This is a genomic window from Serratia sp. M24T3 (assembly GCF_000257645.1).
Classification (GTDB): domain Bacteria; phylum Pseudomonadota; class Gammaproteobacteria; order Enterobacterales; family Enterobacteriaceae; genus Rouxiella.
This window is the reverse complement of sequence record NZ_AJHJ01000035.1, coordinates 1-26565: the sequence shown is the minus strand read 5'-3', so window position 1 is coordinate 26565 and position 26565 is coordinate 1. Positions and strand designations below refer to the sequence as shown.

At 50.3% G+C, this 26565-nt stretch carries 22 protein-coding genes and 1 riboswitch; of the genes, 7 read left to right on the top strand and 15 right to left on the bottom strand.

What is annotated here, in order from left to right; genetic code table 11:
- Positions 1–10 precede the first annotated feature (10 nt).
- The 3 genes from ubiC to pgi all read right to left on the bottom strand — a co-directional run bounded on the left by ubiC (position 11) and on the right by pgi (position 2902).
- Positions 11–544: a chorismate lyase gene (gene ubiC / locus SPM24T3_RS19830; protein WP_009638599.1), complete on the bottom strand. Its 534-nt coding sequence runs from the start codon at positions 542–544 to the stop codon at positions 11–13.
- A 100-nt stretch (positions 545–644) separates the two neighbouring features.
- The gene (gene psiE, locus SPM24T3_RS19825; RefSeq protein ID WP_009638598.1) at positions 645–1052 is read right to left on the bottom strand and encodes a phosphate-starvation-inducible protein PsiE; all 408 of its coding nucleotides are present in this window, start codon (positions 1050–1052) and stop codon (positions 645–647) included.
- Positions 1053–1252: 200 nt separating this feature from the next.
- Positions 1253–2902: a glucose-6-phosphate isomerase gene (gene pgi, locus SPM24T3_RS19820; RefSeq protein WP_009638597.1), complete on the bottom strand. Its 1650-nt coding sequence runs from the start codon at positions 2900–2902 to the stop codon at positions 1253–1255.
- A 272-nt stretch (positions 2903–3174) separates the two neighbouring features.
- Positions 3175–3365, top strand: a riboswitch (Lysine riboswitch).
- Positions 3366–3473: 108 nt separating this feature from the next.
- Between pgi and lysC the strand changes: the two genes are divergently transcribed.
- The 4 genes from lysC (at position 3474) to SPM24T3_RS19800 (ending at position 6618) form a co-directional block, all read left to right on the top strand.
- Positions 3474–4868: a lysine-sensitive aspartokinase 3 gene (gene lysC, locus SPM24T3_RS19815; RefSeq protein WP_009638596.1), complete on the top strand. Its 1395-nt coding sequence runs from the start codon at positions 3474–3476 to the stop codon at positions 4866–4868.
- Positions 4869–4984: 116 nt separating this feature from the next.
- Entirely contained in the window at positions 4985–5920 is a 936-nt protein-coding gene (gene panS / locus SPM24T3_RS19810; RefSeq protein WP_009638595.1) for a ketopantoate/pantoate/pantothenate transporter PanS, read from the top strand.
- Between the two features lie 130 nt (positions 5921–6050).
- A complete protein-coding gene (locus SPM24T3_RS19805) occupies positions 6051–6332 on the top strand; it encodes a type II toxin-antitoxin system RelB/DinJ family antitoxin (protein WP_009638594.1) in 282 nt (93 codons plus the stop codon).
- Positions 6310–6618 (top strand): type II toxin-antitoxin system YafQ family toxin, encoded by a 309-nt coding sequence (locus SPM24T3_RS19800; RefSeq protein WP_009638592.1) that lies wholly within the window; start codon positions 6310–6312, stop codon positions 6616–6618. Before SPM24T3_RS19805 ends, SPM24T3_RS19800 begins: the two co-directional genes overlap by 23 nt.
- 53 nt (positions 6619–6671) lie before the next feature.
- Here SPM24T3_RS19800 and SPM24T3_RS19795 read toward each other — a convergent pair whose 3' ends face one another.
- The 7 genes from SPM24T3_RS19795 to SPM24T3_RS19765 form a co-directional block, all read right to left on the bottom strand.
- A complete protein-coding gene (locus SPM24T3_RS19795) occupies positions 6672–8327 on the bottom strand; it encodes a Na/Pi cotransporter family protein (RefSeq protein WP_009638591.1) in 1656 nt (551 codons plus the stop codon).
- 15 nt (positions 8328–8342) lie between these two features.
- On the bottom strand, positions 8343–8999 hold the full coding sequence (locus SPM24T3_RS19790) for an HAD family phosphatase (protein ID WP_009638590.1): 657 nt from the start codon (positions 8997–8999) through the stop codon (positions 8343–8345).
- Positions 8996–9988 (bottom strand): ABC transporter ATP-binding protein, encoded by a 993-nt coding sequence (locus SPM24T3_RS19785; protein WP_009638589.1) that lies wholly within the window; start codon positions 9986–9988, stop codon positions 8996–8998. Before SPM24T3_RS19785 ends, SPM24T3_RS19790 begins: the two co-directional genes overlap by 4 nt.
- 2 nt (positions 9989–9990) lie before the next feature.
- Entirely contained in the window at positions 9991–10776 is a 786-nt protein-coding gene (locus tag SPM24T3_RS19780; RefSeq protein ID WP_009638588.1) for an ABC transporter permease, read from the bottom strand.
- Positions 10777–10814: 38 nt separating this feature from the next.
- Positions 10815–11654 (bottom strand): ABC transporter permease subunit, encoded by an 840-nt coding sequence (locus SPM24T3_RS19775; RefSeq protein WP_009638587.1) that lies wholly within the window; start codon positions 11652–11654, stop codon positions 10815–10817.
- A 28-nt stretch (positions 11655–11682) separates the two neighbouring features.
- On the bottom strand, positions 11683–12480 hold the full coding sequence (locus SPM24T3_RS19770) for an alkaline phosphatase family protein (protein WP_009638586.1): 798 nt from the start codon (positions 12478–12480) through the stop codon (positions 11683–11685).
- Between the two features lie 391 nt (positions 12481–12871).
- Positions 12872–13930, bottom strand: a complete 1059-nt coding sequence (locus SPM24T3_RS19765; RefSeq protein WP_009638585.1) for an ABC transporter substrate-binding protein — start codon at positions 13928–13930, stop codon at positions 12872–12874.
- Between the two features lie 202 nt (positions 13931–14132).
- On the opposite strand from SPM24T3_RS19765, the gene SPM24T3_RS19760 reads away from it, so the two are divergent.
- Positions 14133–14843 carry a UTRA domain-containing protein gene (locus SPM24T3_RS19760; protein WP_009638584.1) on the top strand — a complete coding sequence of 237 codons (711 nt, stop codon included), beginning with the start codon at positions 14133–14135 and terminating at the stop codon, positions 14841–14843.
- Positions 14844–15020: 177 nt separating this feature from the next.
- Here the strand turns inward: SPM24T3_RS19760 and metH are convergent, their stop codons facing one another.
- A complete protein-coding gene (gene metH, locus SPM24T3_RS19755) occupies positions 15021–18704 on the bottom strand; it encodes a methionine synthase (protein ID WP_009638583.1) in 3684 nt (1227 codons plus the stop codon).
- A gap of 296 nt (positions 18705–19000) precedes the next feature.
- On the opposite strand from metH, the gene iclR reads away from it, so the two are divergent.
- Complete coding sequence (iclR, locus tag SPM24T3_RS19750; RefSeq protein ID WP_037379251.1) at positions 19001–19843, top strand: glyoxylate bypass operon transcriptional repressor IclR; 843 nt, start codon at positions 19001–19003, stop codon at positions 19841–19843.
- Here the strand turns inward: iclR and aceK are convergent.
- The 3 genes from aceK to aceB form a co-directional block, all read right to left on the bottom strand.
- The gene (gene aceK / locus SPM24T3_RS19745; RefSeq protein ID WP_009638581.1) at positions 19840–21609 is read right to left on the bottom strand and encodes a bifunctional isocitrate dehydrogenase kinase/phosphatase; all 1770 of its coding nucleotides are present in this window, start codon (positions 21607–21609) and stop codon (positions 19840–19842) included. The genes iclR and aceK overlap by 4 nt on opposite strands.
- 67 nt (positions 21610–21676) lie before the next feature.
- Positions 21677–22987, bottom strand: a complete 1311-nt coding sequence (gene aceA / locus SPM24T3_RS19740) for an isocitrate lyase (RefSeq protein ID WP_009638580.1) — start codon at positions 22985–22987, stop codon at positions 21677–21679.
- A 32-nt stretch (positions 22988–23019) separates the two neighbouring features.
- Positions 23020–24618, bottom strand: coding sequence for a malate synthase A (gene aceB / locus SPM24T3_RS19735; protein ID WP_009638579.1), 1599 nt, complete (start codon positions 24616–24618; stop codon positions 23020–23022).
- 216 nt (positions 24619–24834) lie between these two features.
- On the opposite strand from aceB, the gene SPM24T3_RS25610 reads away from it, so the two are divergent.
- Positions 24835–24996 (top strand): hypothetical protein, encoded by a 162-nt coding sequence (locus tag SPM24T3_RS25610; protein WP_157135343.1) that lies wholly within the window; start codon positions 24835–24837, stop codon positions 24994–24996.
- 52 nt (positions 24997–25048) lie between these two features.
- Here SPM24T3_RS25610 and metA read toward each other — a convergent pair whose 3' ends face one another.
- Positions 25049–25978: a homoserine O-succinyltransferase gene (gene metA, locus SPM24T3_RS19730; protein ID WP_009638578.1), complete on the bottom strand. Its 930-nt coding sequence runs from the start codon at positions 25976–25978 to the stop codon at positions 25049–25051.
- Positions 25979–26565 lie beyond the last annotated feature (587 nt).

Here is a 26565-nt window from a genome sequence, read left to right as displayed (position 1 = left end):
TATAATGTGATTACGCCTTGCCCGTTTCGGCTTTATTGGATGATTGATAAACGGGTGAAGCAGTTAAAAAGATTTCAGTGAGCAGCAGAGGCTTATCAGAAAGTCGCAGGCGTGAACGTCTGGCCCAGTGCTTTGCCTGCTGTCCAAGATGAATATAGTCACGGCTAAGTTGATTTCCACTGAACAAATAACGCCCCAGCGGCAAGGTGCCAAGATCGACCAGTGCGTGATCGGGGCCGGTCAGTGTTTCTACCGGGATCACTGTTCGGCCCAGCAACCATGGAACCTCATCGCCAAACAGCACCACTTCGCGCAGCCAATAACGCTCGCTTGGCGGCAGCTGTGCAGCCTCTTCATCGCTGAGCTCTTCTCGGCTGATAAATCCCTCACGCTGCGGAGTCACACTGACTTTTGCACAGTGCTGCTCAAAACGACGGGTCATCGAGCCCATTTCCAGCAGCCAGCCTACAACCTCGGGAGGGACGTCAGAAGAGTATTCAAACCAATGAATAGCATCAGGAAAAGGAACAATTGACTCAGACATCGATACACTCCGAGTGGGTAGCAGGCTCTACCGAATAAAGGAAATCAGGAGGGTATTCTAGCGCAGATTACCCCGGCGGTAATCCCGCCGGGGAGAAGTTTTACTCGCGTTTCAGGCGTTCGCCGTTTGCAAGATAGAGGGTAACCACCAGCACCAGGATCGCCACGGTATAGAGCAGAGTGTCTACCGGGCTTTTATGGTCGACAATAATAAAGCGAATGATCGCGGTGATGCCGATGTAAACAAAGTAACGCAGCGGAAAGTGGTAACCCGAAGAAAAATACTTAACAATCAGGGCAATAAACTCGAAATACAGGAAGTAAATGACAATACCTTCAATCAGCATATAGGAAGAAGATTCGTCATTGTTAACGAAAAGTACCAGCGCCAGATGATAGGTTTCCCGGCCTAGAAAGAGCATCAGGATCGCCGCCAGCCCCAGTAAAAAAACGTTTAAGATTCGCTGCATAATAACTGCAACCATCGTTGACTTGTGTGACCCTGCCATGTGATGTACATCCCACTTTTAATGTTGAATGGCAGAAGAATACCACAGGGTTTAGGTCGGAAAAGGCAGATATTCGGAAGGTTACACAATTTTTTATTATGGGGTCTTTAGTATAGAAAAGGGCCAACTGACAAGCAGTTAGCCCTTATTACTTCAAACGGTTACTTCGACAAATGCAGCATTATTGCCGATTGTCGTGCTTAACCGCGCCAGTTTTTGAAGCGGTTGATCAAACCGTTGGTAGAACTGTCGTGTCCGCTAACCTTCTCATCGCTCTCCAGCTCCGGCAGGATACGGCTCGCCAGCTGCTTGCCTAATTCTACGCCCCATTGGTCGAAGGTGTAGATATTCAGGATAGCGCCCTGAGTGAAGATTTTGTGTTCATATAGCGCAATCAACGCACCCAGGCTGTAAGGGGTAATTTCGCGCAGCAAAATGGAGTTGGTCGGGCGATTGCCCTCAAACACTTTGAAAGGTGCCACGTGTTTAACGTCTTCAGGCTTTTTACCCTGCGCCGCAAACTCTTCCTCTACAACTTCCAGCGATTTACCAAATGCCAGCGCTTCAGTTTGTGCGAAGAAGTTAGACAGCAGTTTGGCGTGGTGATCGCTTAACGGATTGTGGCTGATTGCCGGAGCAATGAAGTCCGCAGGAACAATTTTGGTGCCCTGATGAATCAGCTGATAAAACGCGTGCTGACCATTGGTGCCCGGCTCGCCCCAGATAATTGGACCTGTTTCATAAGTTACCGGGCTACCGTTACGGTCAACATATTTACCGTTGGACTCCATATTCCCCTGCTGGAAATAGGCCGCGAAACGGTGCATGAATTGATCGTATGGCAGAATCGCTTCAGTTTCAGTGCCGTAGAAATCGTTGTACCAGATGCCGATCAGCGCCAAAATAACCGGTAAGTTTTTCTCGGCCGGAGTTTCTGCGAAGTGTTTGTCCATCGCGTGCGCGCCGCTCAGCAGTTTTTCGAAGTTCTCGAAACCGACTGACAGGGCAATCGACAGGCCAATAGCGGACCACAGAGAATAACGACCGCCGACCCAGTCCCAGAACTCGAACATGTTGTCGGTATCAATACCAAACTCGGAAACGGCTTTACCGTTGGTAGACAGCGCCGCAAAGTGTTTGGCAACGTGTTGGTCATCACCCGCTGTTTTCAGGAACCAGTCGCGCGCGCTGTGGGCGTTGGTCATGGTTTCTTGAGTAGTGAAGGTCTTGGACGCCACCAGGAACAGCGTGGTTTCAGGGTCCAGCGGTTTCAACGTTTCGGCAATGTGGGTGCCGTCAACGTTGGAAACGAAATGCATGTTCAGATGGTTTTTGTAAGGACGCAGCGCCTCGGTCACCATGAACGGGCCAAGGTCGGAGCCGCCGATACCAATGTTGACGACATCAGTGATTGGCTTGCCGGTGTAACCTTTCCAGCTTCCGCCGATCACGCGCTCGGTGAAGCCTTTAATTTTTGCCAGTACCGCATTGACTTCTGGCATGACGTCTTTGCCATCAACCACGATTGGCGTGTTGCTGCGGTTACGCAGTGCAACGTGCAATACAGCGCGGTCTTCGGTGCGGTTGATTTTTTCGCCCGAGAACATCGACTTGATAGCTTCTTGCAGCTCGGTTTCTTTGGCTAGCGCCTGCAGTTTGCTCAGGGTTTCTTCAGAGATGCGATTCTTGGAGAAGTCCACCAGGATTTGATCTTCAAAGGTGGCTGAAAACTTGGAGAAACGGTCGCTATCTTCTGCAAACAGTTGACTAATCGTTACATCTTTAACTTTATCGAAATGCTGCTGCAGGGATTGCCAGGCAGCGGTTTTAGTTGGATTGATATTTTTCATAGCAATGCTCTTAGGCTGAGAATGTAAGGTGACATCTTGACTATTTTTTAGCGCAACTGCCTTGATTGTATCTGGTATTTTAATAGATGAGATGCATTTATTGCGTTTCTTGCAATAGGCAGCAACAGTTGGCTTTGAAGCCTAATAGTCAAATACCGCAATGAATAATAGATGACAATGCTGCAAAATGTGAGAGAGATGGCTTCTGATCGTTGACAGATGACACAGAACCCGTTATTTCTAAGCGCCTAACTTATACGCGTCCGCGCGTATGGGCCAGAAGAGGCGCGTCGCCCAGGCAATGTATCGGAGGAACCGTATCCTGCGAAGGTGCATTATGGGGTGCGACGCCGAGGTCAGACACCCAACGGTTGGGAAAAGATCGACTACAGGGGCTGAATCCCCTGGGTTGTCACCGCTATAGCTCACAGAGCTATTGGCATGGTGGGGCGCTTCTGGGTGTATCGTAGCATTTCTACGCCTGCTCCCGTTTCCCGCTCTACCCTTGTGCCAAGGAATATGCAATTAAAAAGGCCGTCTTAAGAAGGGCGACCCTGACACGAGGTTTCAAATGAATCAAGCAGCACCCCGCAACGCAGACTTGTCGCCACTGAGCAACACGGTCATCGCCAAATTTGGTGGTACTAGCGTGGCGGACTTCGAAGCCATGAACCGCAGCGCCGATGTGGTGCTATCCAATCCAGACGTCCGCGTCGTGGTCTTATCCGCTTCTGCCGGGGTGACTAACCTGCTGGTTGAGCTGGCCGAAGGCGTAGACAACGATCGTCGCGTATTCTTGCTGAGCGAAATTCGCCGCATTCAACACGCTATTATCGATTGTCTGGATCAGCCTGCGGTAATCCACGAAGAAATCGAACGTATGCTGGAAAATATCAGCATGCTTTCCGAGGCGGCAAGCCTGGCGACCTCAACCGCACTGACCGACGAGCTGGTCAGCCACGGTGAGATGATGTCCACCCTGCTGTTTGTTGAAATTCTGCGCCAGAGAAATGTTTCTGCCGAATGGTTCGACGTGCGTAAAATCATGCGCACCAATGACCGGTTTGGACGCGCCGAACCAGACACGCAGGTTCTGCTGGAACTGGCAACGCAACAACTTCTCCCTCGCCTGCAAGAAGCGCTGATTATTACTCAGGGCTTTATCGGTGCCGAGCCGAAGGGGCGCACAACAACTCTGGGCCGCGGCGGCAGCGATTACACTGCGGCTCTGCTGGGTGAAGCGTTGCACGCTTCTCGTGTCGATATCTGGACCGACGTACCAGGAATTTACACCACAGACCCGCGTCTGGTGCCGGGTGCAAAACGCATTGATCGCATTGCCTTTGAAGAAGCTGCCGAAATGGCCACCTTCGGCGCTAAAGTGCTGCATCCTGCGACTCTGCTGCCAGCGGTTCGCCGCGGCATTCCGGTATTCGTCGGTTCAAGCAAAGACCCGTCAGCTGGCGGTACGCTGGTGTGTGATACCACCGAGAACCCGCCACTGTTCCGCGCGCTGGCTCTGCGTCGCAAGCAAACGCTGCTGACCTTGCATAGCCTGAGCATGCTGCATTCACAGGGTTTTCTGGCTGAATTGTTTAACATTTTGGCCCGCCACAATATTTCCGTGGACCTGATCACAACTTCAGAAGTCAGTGTTGCGTTAACTTTAGATACCACCGGTTCCACATCTTCAGGCGATAGCCTGTTGACCACCTCTCTGCTGACCGAGCTTTCCTCACTCTGTCGCGTCGAGGTTGAAGAGAATCTTGCGCTGATCGCTATTATCGGCAACAAGCTTTCACAGGCCTGTGGCGTCGGTAAAGAAGTCTTTGGCGTTCTGGACCCGTTTAACATTCGGATGATTTGTTACGGCGCAAGCAGCTATAACCTGTGCTTCCTGGTTCCCGGCGATGACGCCAATCAGGTGGTTCAGAAACTACATCACAACCTATTCGAGCAGGACTAATCGATTTACGATTCCAGCGAGTAGTGTGAATAAGCCGGGTCGAAAGACCCGGTTTTTTTTAACTAAAAAAACACAACATCCATAATAAAACGATAAAATACAGAGGGTTTCCCTGCATGTTAGCTAAAATCACACGCCTGTTTCCATTATGGGCAGTTTTACTGGCGGTTGCCGCCTATTATACACCGACGACATTCACTCCTATCGGCCCACACGTCAGCACCCTGCTGATGCTGATTATGTTTGCGATGGGCGTAACGCTGGAATTTGGCGATTTCAAACGCGTACTTTCCCGCCCTGCGCCAGTCGCAGCTGCCACGTTCTTGCATTATTTGGTGATGCCGCTAGCCGCGTGGTTACTGGCCAAACTGTTCCACATGCCTGACGATCTGGCTGCCGGGATGATTCTGGTTGGCAGCGTGGCCAGCGGAACTGCATCCAACGTGATGATTTATCTAGCCAAAGGCGACGTGGCGCTGTCCGTGACTATCTCTTCCGTTTCAACGTTGGTTGGCGTATTCGCCACGCCGTTGCTGACTCGCTTGTATGTTGACACTCATATCAAGGTCGACGTGGAAGGCATGCTGCTCAGTATCCTGCAGATTGTTGTGGTGCCGATCCTGGCCGGCCTGATTGTTCATCACCTGTTTACCAAAGTCGTCAAACGTATCGAGCCTGTTCTGCCGCTATTTTCCATGGTGTGCATTCTGGCCATCATCAGTGCGGTGATTGCCGGTAGCCAAAGTCTGATTGGTTCCGTGGGTCTGGTAGTGGTCATCGCGGTTATCATGCACAACGCCATCGGCCTGCTCAGCGGCTATTGGGGTGGCAAGTTGTTTGGCTTCGATGAAACGACCTGTCGCACCATCGCGCTTGAAGTCGGAATGCAGAACTCCGGCTTGGCCGCGACTCTGGGCAAACTGTACTTCTCCCCTTTGGCCGCATTGCCGGGTGCAATATTCTCCGTGTGGCACAACCTTTCAGGCTCCCTGCTTGCTGGTTACTGGTCGGGTCGTCCGGTGAAAAATGATGAAAAGAACGCGCATAAATAATCTCGCGTTTGAGCAATGAAAAAAGGGTCACGAGAATATCGTGACCCTTTTTGTTTTAATTTCATATTAAGCCAGCATTGCTCAAATAATAATCTGTGGGTACAATGTACCCACAAAAGGAGTCATAATTATGCAAACCAGCATCAAGACAAGAATCTCAGAAGATTTAAAAAATGAGGCAATGCACGTGTTAAACGAATGTGGTTTAACAGTGAGTAGCGCAATCCGCATTTTTCTGGAACAAGTAGTGCAAAGCAAGGGTCTGCCTTTTGAAGTCAAGCAACGCCCGTCAGCCACTACCAAACAGGCCTTGGCCGAAGCGCGTCAAATGGAGTTGAACGCAGAAAATCGCTACGAATCAGTAGAGATGATGATCAAAGGATTGAGCGATGAAGGAAAACAAGAGAAGTAAACTTCCAAGAAGAGTTGAATATACCCGTACCTTTGCCAAAGCCTGGGAACGCTATAACAGAGCGGGCAGGCGAAATATGAATAATATGACAGAGGTCATGAAGCTCCTTTTCATTGGCTCGGCATTACCCGCAGAATTCCTCGATCATTATCTACTGGGGGGCGATTGGGATAATGCAAAGGAGTGTCATATTGGCGGTGACTTTTTGCTTATTTACCGGGTTGATGAAAAACAGAACTTACTAACATTTATCAATTTAGGCACTCATAGCGAACTGTTTGAATGAAAAAAGGGTCACGAGAATATCGTGACCCTTTTTGTTTTTACGCGGCCAGAAGCTTATTTTGCCAGCCCAGGTAGATCGTCGAGATCTTCGCGTTCATCTTCTTTCTCGTCTTTATCGAGCACGTTATAGGCCACCGCGCAGAACAACGAGTTGAGGCGTTTCATGTCACCAAGCAGGCCAAGGTGCAGCGAGCTGGTTTCAATACTTTGAACGTTATGCTGATGCAGCCTATCAACGTGGGCATGGGCATATCGGCGGTCGAGCAGGCGAAAACGGTGCTTTGAGCGGCGTAAACGCTTAGCGCTGGTCATATCGCTGGACAGGAAAACAGAGAGACTCAGACGTAGGTTATCCACCAGCTTCTCATGCAGGCTATCAAGCTCCGATAGACCTTCCGCAGAGAATGCGCGGCGGGCGTCGTGCGATTTAGCGGCAATATCGCCAGTCATACGCTCGATGATATCTCCAGCCTGCTCCAGGTTTAGCGCCATCTCGATAATTTCGGCCCAGCGACGGGAATCATCCTCGCCTAAATCTTCTTTGTGAATCTGAGCCAAATACAGTTTGATGGCGGTGTATAGCACGTCTACGTCGTCATCAAGCCGGCGAACCTCGCGATCATTAGTGATTTTTCCATGCATGACTTCATGCTGAAGAATAAGCATATGTTCAACCACATCGCCCATTCGCAAAGTTTCACGCGCCGCATTGGCAAGGGCCAGTGAAGGAGTATCGATGGCGCTGACGTCCAGGTGACGCGGACGAAGACGCGGGTCATCCTCGGGCACATCGGCAATCCACAGCTCACAGATTCTGGCCATCATTCCGGCCGTTGGCACCAGCGCCAGACAGCGGATCAGGTTGTAAAATACGTGGAAATAGATCACCAGTTCTTCGTCGGGAATGCCGATTTTCGCCAGTAGCCCGGTGAGCGGCCCGATAAACGGCAACACAATGACACAGCCGATCAGCTTGAACAGCAAACTACCTAACGCCACCCGGCGTCCGGCGGCATTTTGTTTACTGGCATTGATCATTGCCAGAATACCGCTACCGAGATTGGCTCCGATAACCAGACAGAGTGAAACTTTTAGCGAGATAACACCGGTTGCGGCCAGCGTGGCGGTCAGCAGCACCGCGGCAAGGCTTGAGTAACTGATGATCGCAAAAACTGCTCCGGTCAGCGCATCAAGAATCGTATCGCCGGTCAACGACGAGAACAGTACTTTGACCCCGGAGGCCTGAGTAATTGGCGTCGCGGCAGCCACAATCAGCTCCAGCGCCAGCAAGATTAGCCCAAGACCGATCCCTACACGGCCCATTTGACCGGCGCGCGTTTGTTTCCGACTCAGGAAGAACGACACACCGACGAAAATCAGCAGCGGGGAAAGCCAGGAAAGATCGAAGGTCAGCACACGCGCCATCAGCGCTGTCCCGACGTCTGCACCGAGAATAATCACCAGCGCCGGCGAAAGTGCCACCAGTCCCTGAGCCACAAAGGAAGTGACCAGTAATGCAGTGGCGTTGCTGCTTTGTACCAGCGCGGTCACGCCGATACCCGAAACAAACGCCAGCGGTTTTTTTTCTACACTACCACTGAGGACGCGGCGCAAATTGGCACCAAACACGCGCATGATCCCTGTACGCACAATGTGCGTACCCCATACGAGTAATGAAACCGCTGAAAGCAAATGAAGAAGAGTTAACACTAAACAAGAACTCCTTTAGCGCCAGGCGTGTATAGACCATCCTGCCTGCCTGGCGTGTTGGAGCAGGATGGCATCCGGATTAATGGCACAGGGTTTGCCCACTTTAGCCAGCAGCGGCAAATCGTTGTGCGAGTCCGAATAAAAACTGGCATTGGCAAGCAGGCTATCGTCCTGTTCGAGAAGGGTCATCAGCCGCGTCACCTTTCCTTCACGAAAGGTCAGTACGCCTTGAGTAAAGCCGGTAAAAAGACCTTCACGAGTCTCGACTCCGATAGCCAGCGTTTCGTCAATTCCCAGATATTTAGCAATTGGAGCAACCAGATGTTCACCAGAAGCAGAAATTACAATCGTTCGATCGCCTTTCGCCTGATGCTCGGCCAGGCATTTTCGCGCATCGGCGTAAATCCTTCCGGCAATCACTTCCTCAACAAACCGCTCAACCATCGCGGCCACATCATCTTCGCTGCGACCTTTAAGCGGAGTTAGCGTCCAGTTCATGTATTCCGTCATGTCCATTTGACCCACGGCATACAGGCGCATCATTTCGGCGTCTTGTTGCAGGAAATCGTCAGGATCGCTAACCCAGCCCTGCTTGACCATAAAAGCTGACCACAGGCTGGAACAATCACCATGGATCAGAGTTTCATCAAGATCAAATAGCGCCAGATTCATGCAACTTCTCTCAAGGTATCAAGATCTAACTGTAGACCAATATCGGTGCCATCGGCATACAGAGACTCAACGGAGCGGTTTAAAACATCCACCGATAACTCGACATTGTGAGCCATAACACGATAACGAACGACGTTACCTAGCAGGCTGTGATTCAGGATACGGGCGGGAATTCCCTGATTTGGCGCACAAAGCGCAATCGACTCCGGTCTGATGGCGACCTGGGAGGGATAACTTTGCCCGGTCAAGGTATGTGCCTGTTCGGCGGTCAGCAGGTTATAGCTGCCAATAAAACCGGCTGCGAAAGCATTGACCGGTGCAGTATACAATGTTTCGGCGTCGCCATTCTGTACGATTTGTCCTTTATTCATTAAAACAATACGATCCGACATGGTCAGCGCCTCTTCCTGATCGTGAGTAACGAAGATGGCGGTCAGGTTCATTTCGCGTTGAATACGGCGGATTTGTTCGCGTAAATGTTTACGAATACGGGCGTCGAGCGCTGATAAAGGCTCATCGAGTAACAGCAGGCGCGGCTGTGTGACCAGCGAACGGGCCAGCGCCACACGCTGACACTGCCCACCGGAAAGCTGATGCGGATAGCGGCGGGCAAACTCGTTTAGCTCAACCAGCGCTAACACTTCAGCCACGCGGCGGGTCGTTTCACTGGCAGAAATGCGTTGCATTTTCAGGCCAAAAGCTACGTTCCCCTCAACCGTCATGTTGGGAAACAGCGCGTAGCTCTGAAACACCATGCCAATCCCGCGTTTTTGCGGCGTAAGTGGAACAATGTCCTGACCCTGAATCAAAATTTGCCCGCTGTCGACCGAAGTCAGCCCCGCGAGACAGCGCAGCAGTGTAGACTTTCCGCAGCCGCTCGGACCAAGCAGCGTAACGAACTCGCCCTCTTTGGCGCTAAAATCAATATTATTGAAAATCTGCGTCTGGCCGTAATGTTTGTTGAGTTGGGTGACTTGCAAATAGGACATGATTAGCGCTTCCCTTTATTCATTGCGTTAGCCACCCAGGTAAATGCCAGGACAACCACGAAATAGGAGATAACCAATGCGCTGGTGAAATGGCCACTGCCATTGCGCATATTGTAGAGATAGACCTGCAATGTTTCATAGCGGCTGCCGACCAGCAGGTTAGCGAACACAAACTCACCAATTAAAAACGAGAACGAAAGTAGCACGGCGATAGTCGCGCCCTTGCGCAAATTTGGCAAAATCACCAGCAACGCGGCTTTCCAGGTGCTGGCACCGAGCAAATGGGCGGCGTCCATTAGGTCACGCATATTAATGGCCTGAATATTGTTGGATATGGCCCGATAGATAAACGGCAGCGCGATAGTGAAATAACAGCCAATCAAAATCCAGGGCGTGCCGGTCAGTTCAAACGGTGGCGCAGAGTAGAGCTGCATCAGGCCCACCGAAGAGACCACTGGCGGTACAGCAAACGGCAACAGGATCAGCACGTTCATCAGTGCATCTAGCCTTGGGAAATAGTAAGCAATCACAAACATAAGTGGCAGGATCAGTACCAGCGAGAACACCAGCGTACCCAGACAGATCAACAGTGAATGCCCCAATGCCACCAGAAAACGCGGATCGCTCCATAGCGAGACAAGCCATTTCATGGTGAAGCCGCTCGGCAGAATGGTTGCTCCCCAGTCCTCCACCAGCGCATAAATCAGCGTTGCGGCTAGCGGTAACATCAGAACAATAAACAGCACCCAGACAATCAGGCGGTGATAAATACTTTCAGCGCGCGACATATTTTTCCTCCAGGCCAGTGATAGTCAAAAAATTAGCCTTAGCGAACATTGACATAGCTCCTGCGCAACAGCCATTGATGCACCAGCGTGATGACCGCCATTAACAGCACCAGCAATATCGCCAGCGCGCTACCCATGTTCGGATCGAGGGAAATATCGCCCGAGACCAGCGCGGCGATTCGCACAGGCACGACGTTAAAGTTGCCAGTGGTCAAGGCGTAGACTGTGGCATAAGCCCCCAGCGCGTTAGCCAGCAAGATAACAAAGGTGCCCATTAAAGCCGGGGCCAACACCGGTAATCCGATGTAGCGCCAAAAGCGCCATTTGCCTGCGCCGAGCAGCGCCGCCGACTCTTTCCAGTCTTCTCGCAGCCCGTCAAACGCCGGGTAAAGCAGCAGAACGCCCAATGGGATCTGAAAATAGGTATAAAGCACGATCAAGCCATCTCTGGAGTACAGATTGAAGCTACTCATCAGACCATATTTTCTCAGGATTAACGTCAGGGTACCGTTTAGGCCGAGCAGAATCACAAAGGCAAAGGCCAGCGGCACTCCAGCAAAATTGCTGGTCATATTGGTAAATGACATCACAAAATCATGCAGCTTGGTCGGGCCCAGCTGGCGAAGTGAGTAACTACCAACCAATGCGATCAGCAGACCATAAATGCTTGACCAGAAAGAGATATCCAGTGAGAACTTCATCGCTTGCAGATAGAACGGCGAGGTCAGAATATCGCTGTAATTGCCGAATCCCCAGGCTTCATAGGTATCGCTATAAAAACTGCTTACAGCGACCCAGACCAGCGGCGCAAGCTGAAAAGCGATAAAGAACACCGCGAAAGGCAGCACAAAAAGCAGAGCAAGCCACTTAGCTTTCATCCGTTATTCCCCATCTTCTCGACCCGAATCAGGCCAGTAAATCCGCGCAGTGTGGCTTGTCATGGCTGACATTAAGCAACTCACAGACGGTGCCACAGAGTTCAGTTTGCAGCGGCGCGGCGTCTTTGAAACTGAAGGCGTTACCAAACACAAACATCGGGACCTGACGCTCTTCTGGCAGAATCCCGCCGTGGCTGCGATCGTTGTTCATACCGTGATCGGCGGTGACGATCACCTGATATCCAGCCTCGAGCCAGGCGCCGAGATAGTGCGACAAAATACCGTCAGCGACACGCGCCTTGTTGCGATACTGCATCGAATCGAGACCAAACTTATGGCCCGTATCGTCAATATTCATCGGATGAATTAGCAAAAAGTCTGGATCATGTTTTAAACGCAGGCTTTCGGCGTCATCAAACAGATGTGAATCGGGATAGGTATCGTCGTAATAGAAATGACCGTGCTGAATCGCCAGACTCTTATCGTCGGTATGGCGATCGCGTGCCGGAGTAAACGGCGTGCGGTTATAAAGCTCACTAACCCAATGGTAGGCCGCCGCCGCAGTCGTTAAACCGGCGTCGCGGGCATAATGGAAAATACTGCGCCCAGTCGATAAGCGGTCTACATGATTATGTACGATACCGCTCAGCACGGGCGTCACGCCGGTAAGAATGCATTCATACAGCGGGCGTGACAGTGACGGTAGTTCGCATTCCAGTTGATACAAGCGCCCGCGTCCCGCAGCGCACTGTGCCTGTAAATATCCCATTGCTTCGCGGGCAACCTGATAATTCAGGCCGTCCAGTACCACCAGAATGCTCTTCATTACGTAATACCCTGATAAAAGTTCATGAAATTCAATGCATGGAAAGAGCTTTAAATTTTTCATCGATGAACGAACGATTCATTTCTTTTCCCGATGAAAGATCCCTCATTCTTTTTACAAAGGAGAGAAAATCAATCCTCTAAAGATTTCGCGCCTCGGGAAGGCGGCAAGCAGGCGTAATCCCCGAGAGCTTACACAAGTCAATGACTGGGGTAAGCCCACTCTGCCAACGCGCCTGAGGCACGAAAGATAACGATTAAAATCAATCCTCTAAAGATTTCGCGTCTCGGGAAGGCGGCAAGCAGGCGTAATCCCCGGGAGCTTACACAAGTAAGTGACTGGGGTAAGCCCGCGCTGCCAACGCACCTGAGGCACGAAAGATAACGAGGATTTATTGTTGGAGATTGATCATGACTTGCTCTTGCCAAAGCCTTGGAAGCGTTTTGGCGCTCTTGTTCCAGGCTTCTGGATCAGCAATCGGATGCGCGTTGGCGTATTCACTGTTAGGCAACAGCTTGGCTTTTACGTCATCCGGCAACGTCAAGTGTTCGGCACGGATTGGACGCGCATAACCACGGGCCAGATTGATTTGGCCGGCATCGGAGAAGATATATTCACGAGCCCATTTTGCCGCGTTTGGATGCTTACCGTATTTGTTAATGATGGTGGAATAACCCGAAGTGATACTGCCGTCTGATGGGATCACCACGTCAAAACGAGTTTTATCAATCTGGTCACGATAGTTAAGACCGTTGAAGTCCCAGACTACGCCAACCTGAACTTCGCCTTTTTCCAGCGAGGCAATAACCGGGTCGGTGAGGCTCAAACGCCCTGCCTTCGCCAGCTTGGCAAAGTAATCCAGACCCGGCTTAAGGTTTTTCTCGTTACCCCCCATGGCATAAGTGGCCGCAAGAACGCCATTAGCTGCCTGCGCCGCAGTACTCACGTCGCCGATAGTCACTTTATATTTGCCTTTCATCAGGTCAGCCCAGCTGTGTGGTTCGTCTTTAACCTGAGATTTATCAATGATAAAGGCGATAGTACCAGTATAAGCCAGCACCCAGTTACCGTCCTTGTCTTTGGCCCAGGCAGGCACCTGGTCCCAGGTACTTGGTTTATAAGGCAGAGTTACGCCCTCTTTCACCGCTATTGGACCAAATGCCGCCCCCACATCACCGATATCTGCACTGGCGTTGCTTTTTTCTGCCAGAAATTTAGCAATTTCCTGCGCGGAACTCATGTCAGTATCGCTATGCTTGATGCCGTATTTAGTATTCAAATCATTCCAGGTATCTTTCCAGTTTGCCCACGAATCAGGCATGCCAACGCTGTTCACGGTGCCTTCAGCTTTAGCGGCTTTTTCAAGACTGGCCAGAGATTCGGCAGCAAACGCGGTAGTCGTTGTCATAACGAGCGCGGTGGTTAACACAGAAGCGAACAACTGTTTCATAACTGATGCTCCAGATGATAGTGTGTGTGAGTGCTGGTCTAGTCCAGCAAGATCCAAGCCAATCTAACGATCGTTTGTGATAATTATATGACAGCGTGATAAAGCAGCATTTTTAAGCGAATAGCTGTTAACAAGTGCACAAATCTTCAACCTTTAATTGCCATAGTGGTGCAAAAATGCACTGAAATGAGGCTGAATATTGATGAGTGAATCCCAGACCACTGTTGCAACTATTTGCCAAACATTGAGTGAAAAAATAACTGCCGGACTTTATTCAGCCGAGGGACGCTTGCCCTCGGAAAGAACGCTGAGCGAGCAGTTTTCCACTACCCGTATTACTCTGAGAGAGGCGCTAAGCCAGCTTGAGGCACAGGGGCTTATCTATCGCGAAGTGCGCCGCGGCTGGTTTATATCGCCGCCACGTATTCTTTATAATCCGCTTCAGCGCAGTCATTTCCACGCGATGGCAAAAGAGCAGGGGCGAATCGCACAAACCGAGCTTATCGACGCCAGCCAGATTAAAGGCAGTGACAGTCTGTGCCAGAAGTTAAATTTGCCACCGCAAAGTGACATCTACTGCATCCGTCGACTGCGCTACATTGATGGCCGGGCTGTGCTGTACGTTGAACATTATCTAAATCCACAGTTCTTTCCAGATATCATTAACGACGATCTCACCCGATCCTTGACCGATCTGTACTTGTCTCGCTATGGGATAAAATATGGCCGTGTGCGTTTTGATATGGTGCCGACACGATTACCCACAGAAGCTTCTAACGCACTGAAAGTTACGTCGGGAAGTCCGGCGTTAGTGATCACGCGAATCAACCGCGATCAACAGGATCGGATCATTGACTGCGATCTGGAATACTGGCGCTACGATGCCTTGCAGATTGATGTTGAGGTAGGGTGAAGCAATACGAAATAGATAAGGATTTGCTGGGGAGCCCAAGATGGCAGCTCCCCTCCCTAACCCTCTCCCGTTCGCGAGAAAATATTTATCCCCTCCCAAATTGAAGCACTACTCAGTCTCATACCAAATTGAAGAAGTGCTTAGCGCTTCACAAAATGGGTAAGTCACATAATTAGGTTAATCAGCATCATAACCAAGATTAGGTGCCAGCCAGCGCTCAACTTCAGTTATTGGCATACCTTTACGCGCTGCGTAGTCTTCAACCTGATCGCGCTGGATTTGCGCCACGGCGAAGTATTTGCTTTCGGGATGACTGAAATACCATCCAGAAACGGCAGCACCAGGCCACATGGCGAATGACTCAGTCAACTGCATACCGGTGTGGGTTTCGACATCCAACAGCTTCCAGATTTGTCCTTTCTCAGTGTGCTCCGGGCAGGCCGGATAACCGGGTGCCGGGCGTATTCCCTGATAGTTTTCACGAATTAATTCTTCATTACTGAGGTTTTCATCTGCTGCAAAGCCCCAGTGAAGCTTGCGCACCTGCTCATGCAAATATTCCGCAAAACCTTCAGCCAAACGGTCAGACAGCGCTTTAATCATGATTTTATTGTAATCATCGTGCTTCTTGTCATAGGCCTCGGCCAAGGCATCCTCTTCCAAACCACCGGTTACGGCAAAGGCTCCCATGTAATCAGCTTTGCCGCTGGACTTCGGTGCGACGAAATCAGCCAGGCAATAATTGGCGAAATCCGTTTTCTCGGTTTGCTGGCGCAGATGGTGGCTAACAACCAGCATTTCTTCTCGGCTTTCGTCGCGATAAATTTCGATATCATCATCAACTCGATTAGCCGGGAATAAACCAAATACGCCGCGCGGATTAAGCGATTTGTCGCGTGAAAGCTTATCCAGTAAGTCGTTGGCATCCTGGAACAAGCGCTTGGCCTCTTCGCCGACCACTTCATCTTCAAGAATACGTGGATATTTTCCTGCCAGCGACCAGGTCATAAAGAATGGCGTCCAGTCAATGTACCGACGCAATGTTTCAATGCTGGCCTCAACCTGATGAATGCCTAAATGCCTTGCTACCGGCGGCGTGTAGCTCTCCCAATCAAGCTGGCTAGCATTGGCTCGGGCTTTTTCCAGGCTTACCGGCGGAGTACGCGGTTTCTTGCGCCCATGCTGGATACGCACCGTATCGTACTCTTTGCGTGTTTTCTCGATAAACGCATCGCGCTGCTCATCGGACAACAAGGCGGAAACTACACCAACAGAACGGGAAGCATTCTGCACGTAAGTGGTTGAACCTTTATAGTTCTGCTCGATTTTCACCGCAGTGTGGGCTTTAGAGGTAGTTGCACCGCCTATCAGCAGTGGAATAGTGAAACCGCGACGCTGCATCTCTTTCGCCACATTGACCATTTCATCCAAAGACGGCGTGATCAGTCCAGAAAGCCCGATAATATCGACGTTTTCTTCAATGGCGGTTTTAAGAATTTTATCGGTTGGGACCATAACGCCTAAGTCGATGATTTCATAGTTGTTGCACTGCAAAACCACTCCGACGATATTTTTTCCGATGTCGTGAACGTCGCCTTTTACTGTTGCCAGCAAGATTTTACCGTTAGTTTTACCCTTCTCTTTGCTAGCCTCAATGTACGGCTGAAGATACGCCACCGCCTGCTTCATCACGCGGGCAGATTTTACCACCTGCGGCAGGAACATTTTTCCTTCACCAAACAAATCACCAACGACATTCATGCCATCCATTAATGGCCCTTCGATCACTTCGATAGGTCTTGCTGCCAGTTGACGCGCTTCTTCGGTATCCAGCTCGATAAATTCGGTAATACCTTTCACCAATGAGTATTCGAGACGCTTTTTAACTTCCCAACCACGCCATTCAGCCTGTTGTTTATTCGCTTCGCCATCGTCTTTGCTACCGCGATATTTCTCGGCCAAATCGAGCAAACGCTCGGTACCGTCCTCACGCCGGTTAAGAATCACATCTTCAACCGCGTCACGTAGTTCGGTGCTTAAATCGTCGTAAATCGCCAGCTGACCAGCGTTAACGATGCCCATATCCATGCCGTTACGAATCGCGTGATACAAGAACACGGCATGAATTGCTTCGCGCACCGGGTCGTTACCACGGAACGAGAAGGAAACGTTGGAGACGCCACCAGAAATCAGCGCGTGTGGCAACTCGGCTTTGATGTCGGCACAGGCCTCGATAAAGTCGACGGCGTAGTTGTTATGCTCTTCGATACCGGTCGCCACAGCAAAGATATTCGGGTCGAAAATGATATCTTCCGGTGGGAATCCGACCTCTTCGGTCAATAACTTGTAAGCACGGCGGCAGATTTCAATTTTACGAGCACGAGTATCCGCCTGCCCTACTTCGTCGAAGGCCATCACCACCATCGCGGCGCCGTAGCGGCGAACCTTGCGAGCGTATTTGAGGAAAGCCTCTTCCCCTTCTTTCATGGAGATCGAGTTAACGATGCCTTTGCCCTGGATGCATTTAAGGCCTTTTTCGATGACGTCCCATTTTGAAGAGTCAATCATGATCGGCACGCGGGCAATATCAGGCTCACCGGCAATTAGATGCAGGAATTTCACCATGGCGGCTTCGGCATCGAGCATGCCTTCGTCCATGTTGATATCAATAATTTGCGCGCCACTTTCAACCTGCTGACGAGCAACCGCCAGTGCTTCGAGATACTTCTCTTCTTTGATTAATTTTTTGAAGCGCGCGGAGCCGGTCACGTTGGTGCGTTCACCGACGTTAACGAAAAGCGTCTGTGCGTCAATGGTTAAAGGTTCTAGACCGGCAAGGCGGCAAGCCACCGGGATTTTTGGCAGTTGGCGAGGTGGCACGCCTTCAAGCACTTTAACCATGGCCGCGATGTGTGCTGGCGTGGTGCCACAGCAGCCGCCAACGATATTCAGAAATCCTGATCTCGCCCACTCACCGATATGCTCGGCCATTTCTTTGGCTTCGAGATCGTACTCACCAAAAGCGTTGGGCAAGCCGGCATTAGGGTGCGCGGTGACGTAGCATTCGGAGATACGCGACAGCTCGGCCACGTATTGTCGCAGCTCGTCAGGGCCCAAAGCACAGTTAAGGCCAAAGGTCAGTGGTTTAACGTGGCGCAGCGAGTTATAAAAAGCCTCTGTGGTCTGCCCTGAAAGCGTACGCCCGGAGGCGTCGGTGATGGTGCCGGAAATCATGACCGGCAGCAGCACGCCCATCTCTTCAAACACGGTTTCCACGGCAAAGGTCGCAGCTTTGGCGTTTAAGGTGTCGAAGATCGTTTCCACCATGATCAGATCAACACCGCCTTCAATCAATGCACGGGTCGATTCACGGTAAGCTTCCACCAGCTGATCGAAAGAGACATTGCGAAACGAAGGATCATTGACGTCCGGTGAGATCGAGGCCGTGCGGTTGGTCGGACCTAACACCCCGGCGACATAACGCGGCTTGTCTGGAGTGCGTGCGGTCCATTCATCAGCACAAATACGTGCCAGACGCGCAGCTTCGTAGTTTATCTCGGCTGACAGTGATTCCATATGGTAGTCGGCCATGGCGATTGGCGTGGCATTAAAGGTGTTGGTTTCGAGTATGTCGGCACCGGCTTCAAGATAACCATAATGAATAGCGGTGATCACTTCTGGTTTAGTCAGTACCAGAAGGTCATTATTGCCTTTGAGATCGCTTTCCCAGTCAGCAAAACGTGTGCCGCGGTAGTCCTCTTCTTCCAGACGATAGCTTTGGATCATAGTACCCATGCCGCCATCCAGGACTAAGATCCGCTTTGCCAGCTGCTCATGTAGTGCGTTTACTCGATTTGTCACTTTCACCTCATCACTTGCAATCTGCTTCTACCAACACAATTTGGCCTGACTATGTGCTCATTCTATACGTATTTACTGTACTAAAATCCGGCAATCATCCTAGCATACCTCGGCTATGGGCAGGATTGGCGACAACGTGAGACTTTTTCATCAATTCCTCGAGCTTTATTCCAAACTGTCTGCAACACATCGGATGAGCGCAAAAGTTGTTTGCGATCCATACTGTAAAAACGAAAACCAATTCCAAAATAATATTTTAAAGCCGGTATCTTAGGCAACGCTGAAAGGGATGCATCATGGTGACCTCTTCTGCTCCGGCAGGAAAACGCGCAAAAAAAGTTAAAAGTCCGTCGACCAGTGCCAGTGCTGCCACTGGTCAGGTGCAATCCCTCACTCGAGGATTAAAACTGCTTGAATATATTGCGGAAGCTCAGGGGAGCGTGGCGCTAACTGACTTGGCGCAGCAGGCAGGATTGCCTAATTCAACGACACATCGGTTGCTGACAACCATGCAGCAACAGGGCTTTGTTCGTCAGGTCGGTGATTTGGGGTTGTGGACAATTGGCTCTCACGCCTTTGTGGTCGGCAGCAGTTTCCTGCAGAGCCGTAACTTATTGGCGATGGTGCATCCGATGCTGCGGCGATTAATGGAAGAATCGGGCGAAACGGTGAATCTGGCCGTGCTGGATCACAGTGACTATCAGGCGATCATCATCGATCAGGTGCAGTGTAACGCTCTTATGCGCATGTCGGCACCGATAGGCGGCAAGCTGCCAATGCATGCCTCAGGAGCAGGTAAAGCGTTTTTGTCGACTCTGCCGGAAGACCGCCTGGTCAAGATGCTGCATAAAATTGGTTTGCACAGCTATACCCCGATGACGCGTACCTCACCGGTCAATCTCAAGCAAGAATTGGCTGACACGCGTAAGCGCGGTTATGCCTTTGATGATGAAGAACATGCGTTAGGATTGCGCTGCGTGGCGACCTGTATTTATGACGAGCATAACGATGCCTATGCGGCAATTTCTATTTCGGGCCCAGTATCGCGGATAACCGATGACCGCGTAACCGAACTTGGGGCCTTAGTCATCCATGCAGCGAAAGAAATTACGCAAGCTTACGGCGGAGGCAAACACTAATCGGTAATAGGCAACTGCATCGGCAGCGCCTTTGAGTACGAGTGGCGCTGCATATTTCGATGGATAAACCGTTGCTTGCGACGGTAGGCAAACACGTCTTCGACATGCCCGGCCTGAATACGCTTTTGCAGCCCGCGCCAGTAATCAGCGCAAAAAAGATCACCGTGCAGAGCATCAAAGTATGGCCGCAAGCGTTTGTCGCTACAGAGAAAATAGCGAAACTCTTCTGGAAAAACGTCGTTGTCGGCAACGCTGTACCATGGGCCGTTTGCCAACTCATCTTCCGGATAAAGGGCCTTGGGTAAATCACGGAAGTTTATTTCGGTCATGTAGCAAATTTCGTCGTAATCATAGAACACCACGCGACCGTGGCGAGTGACGCCAAAATTTTTAAACAGCATGTCGCCAGGGAAAATATTTGCCGCTGCTAATTGCTTGATTGCATTACCATACTCTTCGATTACTTCGTGTAGCTGTTTTGAATTTGCCTGGCCGAGATAGAGGTTTAGCGGGGTCATGCGGCGTTCAATATAGAGATGGCTCAGGGCAATGCTATCACCAAGATCCTGGATTTTGTTGCCAGCTTCTTTCTGTAGCTCTGCCATCAGCTCAGGACAGATACGATCTTTGGGCAGAACGAAATGTTCAAACTCTTGAGTATCGGCCATACGGCCTACACGGTCGTGCTCTTTAACTAGCTGATAGCATTCGCGTACTCGCTGTTCAGTCACCTGTTTTGGCGGTGCAAAACGATCTTTGATAACCTTAAATACCCTATCGCTGCCGGGAAGGGTAAATACCAGCATCACCATGCCTTTCACGCCCGGAGCAATAATAAAGGGATCGCTGCTCGAAGCCATGTAGCGCAGATGCTCACGGTAACATTCTGTTTTTGCATGTTTTTGACAACCAATCGCACTATAAAGCTCAGCGGTTGTTTTTGAAGGTAGAACTTCCCGCAGCCATTCAACCAGCGCGCCGGGATGAGGGGCATAAACCATAAAATATGAACGAGCAAAGCCGAAAACAATGCTGGCATCATCATGCTCGGTCAGGCAAGTATCCACGAACAGTTTTCCGTGCTCATCCTGATGAATAGGCAGCAAAAAAGGGTGAATCTTGCCAGGTAATCGAATCTTGCCGATTATCCATGCGGCTTTGTTGCGATAAAAAAGCTCGGTGACGATTTCAAACTCAATTTGATCCATTGAGTCTTCGGGAAAGTTTTCAGCCAGCACATCGGATATGGCAAGAGTGTCGCGATGAATGTCCTGCCACGTCAGGCGCAGTGGCAGCTCAATCAATAATTTATGCAGCATATTCAAAAGGTCAGCACGAGGATTAATTCTTCGAGCCAAAGGACGGGAGAGGCATTTTCCGCTATCGGGATGCTGTTCGCTGAAAATAAACAGCCGATCCTCGATTAACTCACGATGTTTGAAGATGCGGCAATAAACCGAGTTGAAAAAGCTTTCTGCTATTTCTCCGCGAGGATAATCCGGCAACAATTCGCTGTAACAGCGCTTAACGCGGGCGGTAAATGTCGCGTCATAAAAATAGGGGACAGTAATGCATTTAAGCTGACTCACAACCAGTCCAACGTGATGGTCATAAAGATGAATGCGCTGCTTCATCGCCTGCTGCACGGACAGCCAGTCAGCCTGCTCAAAACGCTGCTGTGCGCCGGAAGTGATTTCCAAAAAACGTCCATACTGCGCATCGAAACCTTGCAGGATAGTTTGGGCAATCAGCAGTTCGGTTTTCATCGTTCAGCTCCGATCGCAGTAAAATTGCATGAAAAAGGCCCGCATAAAGCTACGGGCCATTGCGTTTTCAGGAAAACTGCTGCTCTTCCGTAGAGCCGGTCAACGCCGTGACCGAGGAACGCCCACCCTGGATAATAGTGGTGACTTTGTCGAAGTAGCCGGTACCGACTTCCTGCTGATGAGAGGCGAAAGTATAGCCTCGCGAAACAGCGTCAAACTCTGGCTGTTGCACCTTGTCGACATAATGCTTCATGCCTTGACCCTGCGCGTAGGCGTGGGCAAGGTCAAACATGTTGAACCACATGCTGTGGATCCCCGCCAGAGTGATGAACTGATACTGATAACCCATTGCAGCCAACTGCTCCTGGAAAGTCGCAATGGTTTGATCATCTAGATTTTTCTTCCAATTGAACGATGGAGAACAATTGTAGGCCAGCAGTTTTCCAGGGAAACGCTGATGGATGGCCTCGGCAAATCGTTTAGCCAGAGCCAGGTCTGGGGTGGAAGTTTCACACCAGACAACATCAGCATACGGTGCGTAAGCCAGGCCGCGCGCTATCGCCTGCTCGATACCAGCATCGGTACGGAAGAAACCTTCGTGAGTGCGCTCGCCGGTAATGTAAGGGCTGTCGTATGGATCGCAATCGGAGGTGATCAAGTCTGCCGCATCGGCATCAGTTCGCGCCACTAAAATGGTCGGCACGCCCAGCACGTCAGCAGCCAAACGTGCAGAAATCAGTTTTTGCACCGCTTCTTGCGTCGGAACCAGAACCTTACCGCCCATATGACCGCACTTTTTCACTGCTGCCAGCTGATCTTCAAAATGCACCGCCGCGGCACCGGCTTCAACCATCGCCTTCATCAGCTCGAAAGCATTAAGCACGCCGCCAAAACCGGCTTCTGCATCGGCAACAATCGGCAGGAAATAGTCGGTGTAACTCGGATGGCCAGGTTCAATATTGTTTGCCCACTGGATCTGGTCAGCGCGGCGAAAAGTATTATTAATACGTGTTACCACTTCCGGCACCGAATTCACCGGATAAAGTGACTGGTCGGGATACATGCTCGATGCAGTGTTGGCATCAGCTGCTACCTGCCAGCCGGAAAGATAAATCGCCTCAATCCCGGCTTTCGCCTGTTGCAGTGCCTGCCCACCGGTCAACGCCCCCAAACAGTTGACGTACCCCTTGCGGGAAGCGCCATGCAGTAGATCCCACAATCTGGCCGCTCCCAACTGGGCAAGCGTGCATTCAGGACTAATAGAACCGCGAAGGCTGATAACTTCTGCCGCGCTATAAGGTCGCGTGATGCCTTCCCAGCGTGGCTGTGACCAACTTTCTTCGAGTTGATGTATCTGTTGGCTACGAGTAATTTTCATAGTTGTGACTCCGGTTTTGTAGGGGGACAAAATCAAGCCAGCAGCGCGTAGCCCGGCAGCGTAAGAAAGTCGATTAATTCATCTTGTGTCGTGATCTTTTCCATTAGCGCAGCCGCTTCCTGAAAACGTCCGGCGCTAAAACGTTGTTCTCCCAGCTCTTGCTGGATCACCTGTATCTCTTCTGCCAACATCTGGCGAAACAGGGTTTTGGTAACCTGCTGGCCGTCGTCCAAGGATGTACCGTGATGGATCCATTGCCAGATAGAAGTCCTCGAGATTTCAGCAGTAGCGGCATCTTCCATCAGTCCATAAATCGGAACGCAACCGTTGCCAGAGATCCACGCCTCGATGTACTGCACGGCTACGCGAATATTGGCGCGCATACCCTCTTCAGTGCGCGGGCCGGTGCCAGCCGCAAGCAGCTGTTCGGCAAAAATGGGAGCATCCTGCTCACGTGTGACTTCGAGTTGATTAGCACGCGCGCCCAGTGCCTGATTAAATACCGCCATCGCGGTATCAGCGAGGCCAGGATGCGCAATCCAGGTACCGTCATGCCCGTTGCTGGCTTCCAACTCTTTATCTTTAATGACTTTATTGAGCACCCACTCATTACGCTGCGGGTCTTTGCTTGGGATAAATGCCGCCATTCCACCCATCGCAAAAGCGCCGCGTCGGTGACAGGTTTTTATTAATAAACGCGAGTAGGCATTCAGGAACGGTTGTTCCATGGTCATTACTTGGCGATCAGGCAACACGCGATCAGGATAGTTTTTCAATGTCTTGATATAACTGAATATATAGTCCCAGCGCCCGCAGTTAAGCCCAACAATATGTTCGCGAAGGTGGTAGAGGAACTCATCCATCTGGAACACCGCTGGCAGGGTTTCGATCAGCACGGTGGCTTTGATAGTACCGCGCGGCAGGCCGACGCTATCCTCGGCAAAACTGAATACTTCGCTCCACCATTGCGCTTCTTTGTAGGACTGCATTTTCGGCAGATAAAAATAGGGGCCGCTCCCCTTGGCCAATAGCGCCTGATAGTTGTGGAAGAAGTACAAGGCAAAATCAAACAGGCCACCGGGGATGGGTTCTCCTTGCCACAGGACATGCTTTTCAGGCAGATGCATTCCTCTTACACGACAGACCAAAACAGCGGGATCGGGCTTAAGTTGATAAATCTTGCCTGCTTCATTGGTGTAGCTGATGGTTCCGCGCACGGCATCGCGCAGATTAATTTGGCCTTCAATCACTTTTTTCCAATCCGGTGCCAATGAGTCCTCAAAGTCAGCCATAAAAACTTTTACATTGGCATTCAACGCATTAATCACCATTTTTCTTTCAACCGGTCCAGTGATCTCTACTCGACGATCGCGCAGGTCGTCAGGAATATTTTGGATCTGCCAATTGGTATCACGAATGGAATTAGTTTCCGAAATAAAATCAGGCAATACACCTCGATCGATACCAGCTTGAATTACCTTTCTTTCGGCGAGCAGCTGGTTGCGTTTGTGTGTGAATTGGCTCACCAGATCGGATAAAAAGTCTACTGCCTGTTCAGTCAAAACACTGGCAGTCTGCTGTGAAGATGGCAGCGTAAAGTCGAGTGAACTGCGTGTTATCTGTTGTGTCATCAACAATCTCCTGATTTATCAAGGTACTCAGCCTTAACTTATCTGAGCACGACGCAACGATCTTGGCCGTGTTACCCGACATCTCAAGGATCGTTTCTAACAACACGATCTGACAGGTTATTTAATAGCCAGTAGAGTTAAGAGTAATCAATAAAAAAATAAAATCAAAAACGATTTCCATTTTTATTCGAAATAAAAATAAACACGTTTTTATACATGGAATTAGAAGATAAATTATTTTTTGAAAAACAGGATGAGATTCCATTAATTGCATTTTTTGCGAGAAGAACGTTGATGAAGCGTGGTATTGGGATCCAGGATTACAAAAAAGAAAACGGCCAACTTAATGGCCGCTTTAAAACTTGGGGGATTGCTTAAAGATCAGTTCAACAGCGGTGAATGCCCCACAGAGAACCAATCACTTGAGAGTTCATTCCAGCGTAGGGTTCATATGGCGCAGGTCGAATGGCGTAATCTGGTAAACGTAGTAGTTGAGCCAGTTGGTGAACAACAGGTGCCCATGGCTGCGCCAGCTAGCTTTAGGCGCCAGTTCTGGGTCATCTTTTGGGAAATAATTGTTTGGCATATCAGGTGACAGGCCAGCGGCCAAATCCCGCAGATACTCGCCCGCCAAAGTCCCGGCATCATATTCGGGATGACCGGTGACAAAGGCCATACGTTTGTCTTTGGTGGCAAACAAATAGGCACCGGCATCTTCTGACTCAGCCAGAATATCCAAATCGCTGTACTTACGCAGTTCCTCAATAGGGAAATCGGCATAGCGAGAATGAGGTGCCAGGAATGATTCGTCAAAACCACGAGTCAGCAATGCCAGTGGCTGCAAGGTTTGATGCGAAAAAACGCCTGAGATCTTGGTCTCACGGGTCATTTTTGGCATGCCGTAAAGCACGTTCAATGCAGCCTGCACCGCCCAGCAAACAAACAGCGTTGAAGTAACATGTTCTTTTGCCCAATGCACGATACGTTCTATCTGCGGCCAATACGCAACGTCACAGAAATCGACCAGACCCAGCGGAGCACCAGTGACAATAAGTCCGTCGTAGTTATCATGCTGGATGTCTTCAAAATCGCAGTAAAAGTTATTCAAATGCTCGGCAGGCGTGTTTTTTGACTCACGGCTGTCGATACGCAATAGCTGCACGTCTATCTGCAATGGGGAATTAGAAAGCAGACGCAGGAACTGGTTCTCCGTCTCGATCTTCTTCGGCATCAAATTGAGTATCAGCACCTTGAGTGGACGGATTTCTTGAGTTTTTGCACGCGAAGACGTCATCACAAACACGTTTTCATTGCGCAAAAAGTTCACGGCTGGTAACTCATCTGGGACCCGAATTGGCATAACAACTTCCTCACTACATCCGCTTATACGTTTAGACATCTAGATGCCCGAAGATAACGCGTTTCAACCAGTATGTCGAGCTTGCATGTGCAAGGTGAAAATTATTCAGCTTAATGCCAAATTCTCATAACGATAGGTTATTTGTAGGATTGGAAAGTGGGATTTTTGGCATAAAAATAAGGAGTAGAGGCATTGTATTTAGCTATAGTCAGAAGGAAAACTCGTCTTAAAGTGATCTAATTTTAAGCACATAGGGATAATTTTTTGCAGTCTAGAGTTAGTTAAATGACCCTGAAAGGGCTGACGCGACTGTTTTCAGCGCTTTTTTGCCCCTCCTCTCGTGCTCGCAGCGCCTTTTATCACCCAAAGGGAAGCCGCTGACCGCAGTTTTCGCCCTCCGCAACAGCAAAAAGGCCCCTGTCGTCAGACAGGGGCCCTCTTTTTTTGCGTTCCTGACCGGCTCTTGACCCGCCCTCGCGCTTTTTTTCTTAAATCATCGACAGCAAAAAACCCCGGCTCGCGCCGAGAACCGCCCTATAGCAGGCAAACAAAAAAACCCCAGTCTTTCGACTGAGGTTTTTCCGTTT

Bases quoted from the DNA above. Each gene is read 5' to 3' on its own strand.
- SPM24T3_RS25610 (WP_157135343.1), top strand. From the start codon at position 24,835: ATGGAATTAGAAGATAAATTATTTTTTGAAAAACAGGATGAGATTCCA.
- SPM24T3_RS19785 (WP_009638589.1), bottom strand. From the start codon at position 9,988: ATGTCCTATTTGCAAGTCACCCAACTCAACAAACATTACGGCCAGACG.
- pgi (WP_009638597.1), bottom strand. From the start codon at position 2,902: ATGAAAAATATCAATCCAACTAAAACCGCTGCCTGGCAATCCCTGCAG.
- SPM24T3_RS19780 (WP_009638588.1), bottom strand. From the start codon at position 10,776: ATGTCGCGCGCTGAAAGTATTTATCACCGCCTGATTGTCTGGGTGCTG.
- SPM24T3_RS19760 (WP_009638584.1), top strand. From the start codon at position 14,133: ATGAGTGAATCCCAGACCACTGTTGCAACTATTTGCCAAACATTGAGT.
- SPM24T3_RS19805 (WP_009638594.1), top strand. From the start codon at position 6,051: ATGCAAACCAGCATCAAGACAAGAATCTCAGAAGATTTAAAAAATGAG.
- aceB (WP_009638579.1), bottom strand. From the start codon at position 24,618: ATGACACAACAGATAACACGCAGTTCACTCGACTTTACGCTGCCATCT.
- lysC (WP_009638596.1), top strand. From the start codon at position 3,474: ATGAATCAAGCAGCACCCCGCAACGCAGACTTGTCGCCACTGAGCAAC.
- SPM24T3_RS19770 (WP_009638586.1), bottom strand. From the start codon at position 12,480: ATGAAGAGCATTCTGGTGGTACTGGACGGCCTGAATTATCAGGTTGCC.
- aceA (WP_009638580.1), bottom strand. From the start codon at position 22,987: ATGAAAATTACTCGTAGCCAACAGATACATCAACTCGAAGAAAGTTGG.
- SPM24T3_RS19775 (WP_009638587.1), bottom strand. From the start codon at position 11,654: ATGAAAGCTAAGTGGCTTGCTCTGCTTTTTGTGCTGCCTTTCGCGGTG.
- ubiC (WP_009638599.1), bottom strand. From the start codon at position 544: ATGTCTGAGTCAATTGTTCCTTTTCCTGATGCTATTCATTGGTTTGAA.
- SPM24T3_RS19790 (WP_009638590.1), bottom strand. From the start codon at position 8,999: ATGAATCTGGCGCTATTTGATCTTGATGAAACTCTGATCCATGGTGAT.
- aceK (WP_009638581.1), bottom strand. From the start codon at position 21,609: ATGAAAACCGAACTGCTGATTGCCCAAACTATCCTGCAAGGTTTCGAT.
- psiE (WP_009638598.1), bottom strand. From the start codon at position 1,052: ATGGCAGGGTCACACAAGTCAACGATGGTTGCAGTTATTATGCAGCGA.
- SPM24T3_RS19800 (WP_009638592.1), top strand. From the start codon at position 6,310: ATGAAGGAAAACAAGAGAAGTAAACTTCCAAGAAGAGTTGAATATACC.
- SPM24T3_RS19765 (WP_009638585.1), bottom strand. From the start codon at position 13,930: ATGAAACAGTTGTTCGCTTCTGTGTTAACCACCGCGCTCGTTATGACA.
- metA (WP_009638578.1), bottom strand. From the start codon at position 25,978: ATGCCAATTCGGGTCCCAGATGAGTTACCAGCCGTGAACTTTTTGCGC.
- iclR (WP_037379251.1), top strand. From the start codon at position 19,001: ATGGTGACCTCTTCTGCTCCGGCAGGAAAACGCGCAAAAAAAGTTAAA.
- panS (WP_009638595.1), top strand. From the start codon at position 4,985: ATGTTAGCTAAAATCACACGCCTGTTTCCATTATGGGCAGTTTTACTG.